Source organism: Acidimicrobiia bacterium (genome assembly GCA_035948415.1).
Lineage (GTDB): Bacteria > Actinomycetota > Acidimicrobiia > IMCC26256 > PALSA-555 > PALSA-555.
Genome location: DASZJD010000110.1, coordinates 1 through 1582, shown reverse-complemented (window position 1 = coordinate 1582; position 1582 = coordinate 1). Strand labels below are relative to the sequence as shown.

2 protein-coding genes are annotated in these 1582 nt (G+C 74.4%); both read right to left on the bottom strand.

Annotation, left to right across the window (positions count from 1 at the left end; genetic code table 11):
* On the bottom strand, positions 1-795 hold a 795-nt coding region (locus tag VG869_14925; protein HEV3452477.1), incomplete at its 3' end, for an aminotransferase class I/II-fold pyridoxal phosphate-dependent enzyme.
* Positions 792-1490 carry an adenosylcobinamide-phosphate synthase CbiB gene (gene cbiB, locus VG869_14920; protein ID HEV3452476.1) on the bottom strand — a complete coding sequence of 233 codons (699 nt, stop codon included), beginning with the start codon at positions 1488-1490 and terminating at the stop codon, positions 792-794. The genes cbiB and VG869_14925, both read right to left, overlap by 4 nt.
* Positions 1491-1582 lie beyond the last annotated feature (92 nt).

Here is a 1582-nt window from a genome sequence, read left to right as displayed (position 1 = left end):
GCAGTCGCGCACGACGACGCCGTGGGGCGCGAGCGCTTCGCGGAGCCCGGGGGCCTCGACGAGCACCCAGTTGGCGTCGGAGGGACGCGCGCTGAGCCCGTGCGTTGCCAGCACATCGCCCAGGCGATCGCGGAGGCTGGCGACCCCGTCGCGCCAGACGGGGAGGTCGACCGCAGCGAGGAGCTCGGGTAACGCCGTCGAGGCCAAGCTGCCCACGGACCACGCGGGCTGCCTGGCGCGGCAGCGTTCGACGAGGCGGGGGTCGGCCAACAGATACCCGGCGCGAAGACCGGGGCAGGCCAGCAGCTTGGTGAGCGAGCCCACGACGGGCACGCGGTCGCCCCGGGTCCATCGACCCGCCGCCAATGGGAAGAACGCCTCGTCCCAGACGTCAGCCGTCTCGTCGGCCCCGGCCAACATCCCGCTCGGGCTGTGGGGGTTCGAGCGCCACCGCGGGCCGCCGCCGCGGGGGTGGAGTGAGAACTCCGGCTCGTCGACGCGGCCGCCCACTTCTGCTGCGAGCAGCGCAATCGCCTCTGCGCCCCCGTTGGTCAGCAGCAACCGATCGGCCGCCACGCCCATCGCCTTCGCCAGGGCGGCGGTCGCCTCCGTCGTGTCCGGGTAGGCACGCAACGCATCAAGATGCCGCGCGACCACCGGCCTGGGGTCCGGCGCCAGCGGGTTCAGCGAGAGCGACAGGTCGAGAAGCTCTCCGGGTGCAAGGCCAAGCGCCCGCGCGACGGCGGGGCCGTCGCCCCCATGCGCACCGGCTGCGGGGATCGAGGGCGTGGTCACCGTTCCACCCACCAGCGCGCCAGGCCGAGACCAACCAAGAGCGTGGCCAGCGCCGCGGTGACGTCGCGCGAGAGGCGAACCGCGGCGTCGATATCGCTCGGCTGCGGCAACCGGCCGGTCCCGAGAACGACACGCTCCTCGGTCCGCTCGCCGTAGCGGTTCAGTCCGCCCAGGCGGAGACCCAGCGCCGCGGCAAAGGCCGCCTCCGACACGCCTGCGTTCGGCGAAGGGTGCGCCGGTGCCTGGTCGCGCACCGCGAGCCAGATGGGCCTGGCGGCCCGCGGTCGGACGAGGCCGACCAGGAGGGCGGTCAGCCGCGCCGGCACCCAGGCCACGAGGTCGTCCAGCCGGGCGCTGGCCCACCCGTAATTCGCGTAGCGAGGGGAGCGATGGCCGACCATGGAGTCGAGGGTGTTGACAGCCCGGCAAGCGAGGGCACCCGGCGCCCCGGCCAAGGCGGCCCACATCGCAGGGGCGACGACCGCATCCACCGTGTTCTCGGCCACCGACTCGATCGTGGCGCGTGCAACTTCGCCGGCGTCGAGGCCGCTGGGATCGCGGCCCACCAGAGCCGGCAGGAGCCCGCGGGCGCGATCAAGGTCACCCTCGTCGAGAGCACGGCCGACATCGGTCGCCGACGTCGAGAGCGCCCGTCCCGCTACGGCCGACGTCGTCGCGAGGGTGGTCGAGCGCACGGCCGCACCGGCGGCGAGACCGAGGGCGAGCCCCGCCGACGCGTGCACGAGCCCGGGTGCCTTCCGGTCACGGTGGAGGCGGTGTTCGAGCG